General features: G+C 52.1%; 3 protein-coding genes and 2 pseudogenes. All 5 read right to left on the bottom strand.

The genetic code is table 11. The features are described from left to right. Positions 1-704 (bottom strand): annotated as a pseudogene (locus tag QVO97_RS10585) (hypothetical protein); the annotation flags it as partial. Positions 705-758: 54 nt separating this feature from the next. Next, positions 759-1856, bottom strand: coding sequence for a sensor histidine kinase (locus QVO97_RS10590; RefSeq protein WP_022360294.1), 1098 nt, complete (start codon positions 1854-1856; stop codon positions 759-761). Between the two features lie 31 nt (positions 1857-1887). Then, complete coding sequence (locus QVO97_RS10595) at positions 1888-2592, bottom strand: response regulator transcription factor (protein WP_022360295.1); 705 nt, start codon at positions 2590-2592, stop codon at positions 1888-1890. A gap of 158 nt (positions 2593-2750) precedes the next feature. After that, positions 2751-4900: pseudogene (locus QVO97_RS10600) on the bottom strand (RNA degradosome polyphosphate kinase). 2 nt (positions 4901-4902) lie between these two features. Next, the coding region (locus tag QVO97_RS10605) for a Ppx/GppA phosphatase family protein (RefSeq protein ID WP_022360298.1) at positions 4903-6050 on the bottom strand (1148 nt) is incomplete at its 5' end.

Genomic DNA, 6050 nt, shown 5'->3' on the forward strand with positions numbered 1-6050 from the left:
CTGCCATAATTTCTCGCATAATCCACACCGCCGCCAAAGAGGATCGTACCGCCGTCTTCCACCCAGCGCCGCAGCGCCTCATACTGGACATCGCTGAGCGAATCCAGGTCAAATCCAGACACAATTACCAGATCCAGCGGATCGTAACCCAGCCGGTCATCCGGTGCCTGCTCGGCATCCAGAAAAACCGCCCGCGTCCGAATCGTCCCATATCGGATGCCCGCGCCGTCTAAATAAGAAAGTGCCTCCGGCGTATCCGTCAAAATTCCGATATAACTCTCCGCAACGTCCTCCTCAGAACCAAGTTTCAGACGTTTCCGGATGACCGTTTTCCCGTTTACATCCTGTACCGATACAAACATCTGATCCGCCCGCACACCCAGCGGGATATAATATTCTTGTTCAAACTTCTCCCCCGCTGCCAATGATAACGGATAGGAATACTGGTACGCCTCCAGACTGGACTGCGCGGTCAGGAACTCCAGCGTTCCCTCAAACGGCGCTGTATCATTATTCAGAAGGACCGTTACCCGAAGGTAACGGTCACTCTTTGCCGTATTGTCAAATCCATAGGAAACATCCATCGACAGCGGCGCATCTGCTTCCTTCTGTGAGGCATATGCGTACCCTGCAGGAAGGCAGAATAGTGCCATCCATCCGATCAATATCGCAAAAAAGAACTGTATTCCCCTCTTTTTCTGCATCCTTTCTCTCCCTATCTTTCTAATGTACTATCGGATTCTTTCCCACACTCGCCTTTACGGCATCTGGAAATTTTCCCTGTTGATGTCAAAATTCGTCCGCAGGCGCACCGTAAACACCGTTCCATTCAGATCGCTCGTTACCTGAATCGTGCCGCCGTGCATATCGACGATATTTTTGGCGATCGCCAGACCTAACCCTGTGCCGCCCGTGTTGGTCGATCGCGACTGTTCCACGCGGTAGAATTTATTAAATAAAAGAGGCAGCTCGTCCGCCGGAATCACGTAACCGTAGTTCGTCACCGAAACGGTCACGACCTCTTCCTCCGCATGAATCTGCACCAGCACCCGTTTTCCGTCCGCACCGTATTTGATCGCGTTATTGATCAGGTTGTCAAAGAGGCGCGCCAGAAGATTTCCGTCTGCCGTGATAACCTTGCCCGGGACATTGCTCTGCAGCTCGTAGGAGAGGTTTTTGTCCTTGAAGCTCGGATAAAATTCCTCCAACAGCTGGCTGAGCAGTTTGACGATGTCCACCTTCGACACGTGCATTGCCACTTTTCCATAATTCATTTTAGTAAAACCAAACAAATCTTCGATCAGTTTTTCCAGACGTTTCGATTTTGCATAGGCAATATCAATATATTTTTTCTGCATTTCTGCAGGAATCTCCACCTTGCCGGACAGAAGTTCAAGATAGCCGATGATCGAGGTCAGCGGTGTCCGCAGATCGTGTGCCACATTGGTAATCAGCTCGTTCTTCGTGCGCTCCGCCTCGCGCTCCTTGTCCATCAGATTCCGGATATCCCCGACCATCTTATTTAAATTGACCGCCATCGCCGTAAACTCGTCGTCGCCCCGCACCTCGATCGCCGTATTCAAATCGCCCTCGGAAATATTCTGAATCGCGGACGAGATCCGGCTGATATAGCGCATGGACCGCTCCTGGAGGGCAAAAAAAGTGACTGAGAAGATCGCGATGCCCGACAGAAGATAAACAAATGCCATCAGTGTCTCTGTCTCCGTCAGGCGCAGGAAAAAAGAATCCCGGTACCGCGTCTCCCGCAGATAGCTGCTGATCATCGAAACATTGGCAATCAGAAACACCTCCACCAGGCATGCCACCACGGTGCTGTAAACGATGTTCATGACCATTCGTGTCCGGAACCGGCGACTCATATCTTTTTTATTTTTCAATTTTGTATCCTACCCCCCAGACCGTTGTAATGATCTTGTTCTGTCGGGTGTCCTCCTTCATCTTGCCGCGAAGCCGTCTGATATGTACCATAACCGTGTTATTTGCCTCGTAGACTTTCTCATTCCACACCTTCTCAAAGATTTCATCGGTGCTGAAGACCCGCCCCGGATTGGATGCCAGCAGATACAGGATGTCAAATTCGATCGGCGTCAGCTTGATCTCCTCGCCGTACACCGTCACTTTATGATTATCTTTGTTGATCGTGAGTCCCTTGATCGAGATCTCATTTTTAACCTGGTTTCCTGCACCGCTCTGCGGATTTAACTGCGTATAGCGGCGAAGCTGTGATTTGACGCGCGCCGTCAGCTCCAGCGGGTTAAATGGTTTCGTCACGTAATCATCCGCGCCGGTTCCCAGTCCCAGAATCTTATCCAGATCCGCTGAGCGCGCGCTCAGCATGATGATCGGGATATTGTTCGTCTCCCGGATCTTGCGGCACATCTCCAGACCATCCATCCCCGGCATCATGATATCGAGAAGCACCAGATGAATCGTCTCCTTCTCCAGAATCTCCAATCCCTCTAACGCATTGGATGCTTTATATACTTTATAACCATCACTGACCAGATAAATCTCCACCAGATCGGCAATCTCTTTCTCATCATCCACCACCAGAACGTGTATTTCAGACATAAAAAAACCTCCCTCATATGTAATGCAGGTTCCCGGTATCTCTATGCGAAATACCAGACGAATATACCTGTTTCCAGTTTACCATATGGGGAGGATTTATGCTTTAAAAATTTATTACATTTTTGGAGAATTTTGCTTATCTGCGAACTGCAATTTCTTTATTGTTCCAGCGGAATAAACACCCTCATCGCCGCCGGGTCCTGCTTTTTTCCAGCCTCCTTCGCCGCCTGTACTGCCTCCGCACAGAAGGTATCCTGCGCGCAGACCGGCTCTTTGCCGCGGCGGTTGCGTTTAGCGTAGGTTCCGTCCGGTCTCAGGTACTGCGCCTTGACATTGTCGGCAAGCTGTACCTCTAAGATGTGACAGATGCGTGCTTTCAGCTTCTCATCCTCAACCGGGAAGAGAATCTCCACACGACGGTCGAGGTTTCGCGGCATCCAGTCGGCACTTCCCATGAAAATCTGCGGTTCACCGTCGTTCTCGAAGTAGAAAATACGGCTGTGCTCAAGGAAATTTCCAACGATCGAGCAGACCGTTATATTCTCGCTTAATCCCGGAATCCCGGCGCGCAGACAGCAGATGCCGCGGACGATGAGTTGTATTTTTACCCCCGCATTGGACGCCTCGTAAAGACTCGCAATGATCTCACGATCGCACAGGGAGTTCATCTTTGCCACGATCCGCGCCGGAATACCTTCGCGGGCGTTGCGCGTTTCCCGCTGGATCAGGCGCAGAAAACGTCCGCGCAGCCACAGCGGCGCCAGCGACAGCTTGTTCCAGCCAAGCGGCTCCGAATAACCCGACAGCATGTTAAAGACTGCAGTCGCATCCTCACCGATCAGCGGATCACAGGTTAAAAGACCGCAGTCGGTGTAGAGTTTTGCCGTCGAATCGTTGTAATTTCCAGTTCCCAGATGGACGTAACGGCGGATGCCCTCTTCCTCGCGGCGCACTACCAGCGTGATCTTACTGTGTGTTTTCAGTCCCAGCAGACCATAGATAACGTGGCAGCCGGCTTTTTCCAGCATCTTCGCCCAGAGAATATTGTTTTCCTCGTCAAAACGGGCTTTCAGCTCAACCAGAACCGACACCTGTTTTCCATTGTCCGCCGCTTCGGCGAGCGCCGCGATAATCGGGGAGTTGCCGCTGACACGGTAGAGTGTCTGCTTGATCGCCAGCACCTCTGGGTCGCGGGCAGCTTTCTTGATAAAATTGACAACCGGCTCAAAGGTTTCAAACGGGTGGGTCAGCAATATATCGCCTTTGCGGATATTGGCAAAAATATCATCCTCATTCATCAGCGCCGGAACCGGCTGCGGCGTGTACGGCGGTGCTGCGGCGTGTACGGCGGTGTCTTAAATTCATCAAAGCCCGGCAGACCGAACACCTTCATGAGGACGGTCAGATCAAGCGGCCCGTCAATCTCATAGATCGCGTGCCCGCCAACGTGCAGCTCCTTTTTGAGGATGTCTAAGAGGCGCTTATCCGCCTTTTTCTCGATATCCAGGCGGATGACCTCGCCCCACTGGCGTTTCTTGAGCTTCTGCTCGATCTCCTTGAGCAGATCCTCCGCCTCATCCTCGTCGATGCTCAGATCGGCATTTCGCATGACACGGAACGGATGACAGCTGATAATATCATAATTTAAGAACAATTTGTCGATGTTCCGCTCGATGACTTCTTCCAGATAAATGATAGATTTGCCCTCCTGGCACGGCAGCTCCACCACGCGTGGAAGCCCGCCCGGCACGCAGACCATCGCAAATTCCAGCTCGCCGTCTCCCTTTTTCTTGCGGACCAGCGCGGCGATATTTAACGATTTATTGTGAATAAGCGGGAACGGGCGGGAGGAATCAACCGCCATCGGCGTGAGGACCGGGTAGACCGATTCCTCAAAATACCGATCAACGTACACCGCTTCTTCCTTCGTAAGCTTCTCATGCTCGGTGACCACGCGCAGACCGTGCTGTTTTAAGAGCGGCAGGAGCATCCGGTTGTAGGTCCGGTACTGATTCTCGACCAGCTCATGCGTTTTTCCATCGATCGCATCCAGCTGTTCCTGTGCCGTCATACCCGCAATATCCCGCTTCGTATAATTGGCGTGAACCATGTCCTTGAGGGATGCCACGCGGACCATGAAAAACTCATCCAGGTTCGACGCCGTGATGCTTAAAAATTTCAGGCGTTCAAACAGTGGGGTCGTCTTATCGCGCGCCTCACCCAGAATCCGGTAGTTAAATTCCAGCCAGCTCAGTTCACGGTTTACATAATTTTCAGGTTCTCCGTATTTCAACACTGCATCCGACATCCTTATACCCCTCTTTTCTGCCTGAGTACAGGCCGTATTCCAAAGACTTCCTCAAAGAAATCTGCCTTCTGGTCAAATGAATACTGCTCCAGCACGATACTCTCCGGACAGTCCGTCGTAATCACCAGACTGCCGTTCCGCACAGCGATGCGGCTGTCGCTCAGCTTCTGGCGGTGGCTGCGGTCCATCGAATTGGCCAGACGCAAAATTGCCGTCAGCTTCGCAATCAGGATCGTCAGCTCTCTCCGGGAGGTTCCAAGCCCCGCATACTGGGACAGATCCGACTCCAGGATGACCTCATCGTAGGCATATTCCTGAATGTTGTAGCGCACGATATTGGCTACAACCTCGCGCTCCAGATGGGAAATTCCGATGATCTCCGTATCCATGATGATCTGGTACGAGCTTTCCGAACCGCGCGTGATGCTGACAAACTTGCCGCAGTCATGCAGGGTCGCTGCGATCTTTAAAAGCAGGCGTTCCCGCGCTCCCAGACCATGGTATTTTTTCGTTGCATCAAAGATCATCTCCGCCGACCGCTCTACCTCGCGCACATGTGCGCCGTGGCAGCGGTAGCGCTTCGCCATCTGGCGCGCCGTTGAGAGAATATCTGCCTCAAAATCATGATGGAAGCGGACCAGACGGTTTTCCTGTGCGTACTCTGCCGCGATACCATCGCAGAGTGTCGTCCCCGGTGCCCAGATATAGGAAGCACCCGTCATGTCTAATACCTTCCGGTAGAGAATCGCACTTGGAATCAGCACTTCTGCGTAATCCTGCGGCAGCTCATAGCGCTCCTGAATCTCCTCCGAGGACATTCCAATCAGCTTCTCGCAGAACACGCCAAATTCCTTTGCCGTGAACCGCGCCCCGCCTTTTTCATGCATACCGCGGCTGATCATATAGTTCATTGTCTCGCCGGTCGCAATCAGCGTCTCGATCTGATGCTCTTTTAAAAATATCTTCCGGAATGTGTATAATTCATTTTCTACCAGCTCGTCGATGATCGCCGGGATCTTCCGGTAATCGACGCGCCAGTGTACTGACATTTCGCTTAAGCGCAGCACGCCGAGCAGAAGGTTCTGCGTCGATACCAGTACCTCCTCATCAAAGAGGGAGATCTGGGTGCTTCCGAATCCGACATCCATCA

This window comes from Clostridium sp. CAG:43 (assembly GCF_000434655.1).
GTDB lineage: Bacteria > Bacillota > Clostridia > Lachnospirales > Lachnospiraceae > Otoolea > Otoolea fessa.

Bases quoted from the DNA above. Each gene is read 5' to 3' on its own strand.
- QVO97_RS10590 (WP_022360294.1), bottom strand. From the start codon at position 1,856: ATGGTCATGAACATCGTTTACAGCACCGTGGTGGCATGCCTGGTGGAG.
- QVO97_RS10595 (WP_022360295.1), bottom strand. From the start codon at position 2,592: ATGTCTGAAATACACGTTCTGGTGGTGGATGATGAGAAAGAGATTGCC.